The sequence below is a fragment of the Burkholderia sp. SIMBA_051 genome (genome assembly GCF_046534915.1).
In the GTDB taxonomy this organism is placed as follows: Bacteria; Pseudomonadota; Gammaproteobacteria; order Burkholderiales; family Burkholderiaceae; genus Burkholderia; species Burkholderia ambifaria.
Genome location: NZ_JAWRXS010000348.1, coordinates 1 through 267, shown reverse-complemented (window position 1 = coordinate 267; position 267 = coordinate 1). Strand labels below are relative to the sequence as shown.

At 62.5% G+C, this 267-nt stretch carries 1 protein-coding gene; it reads right to left on the bottom strand.

Features of this window, described 5'->3' with window-relative positions; translation table 11 throughout:
* Positions 1-267, bottom strand: a 267-nt coding sequence (locus SB771_RS34810) for a cupin domain-containing protein (protein ID WP_410722016.1), incomplete at both ends; no start/stop codon positions are given.

Below are 267 nucleotides of genomic sequence, written 5' to 3'. Positions count from 1 at the left end.
CGCGGGCTCAGTGCCGGTGTTGATGTGCTCGTGGCTGGCCATCGGTGGGCAGGCGAACGTGTCACCGCGCTTCCAGTTAAAACGCTTACCGTCCAGAACGGAGTAACCCTCGCCCTGCATGATGTGGTACAGCGCGTACGAGTTGTGACGGTGCGCGACGATGTGCTCGCCCGGGTTGATCGCCTGGATTCCCAGAAAGATGGACGGGAACACGCCACCCGCTTCGCCGGTATCGCCATGAACCAGCGCAATGAAGCGGCGATCCGC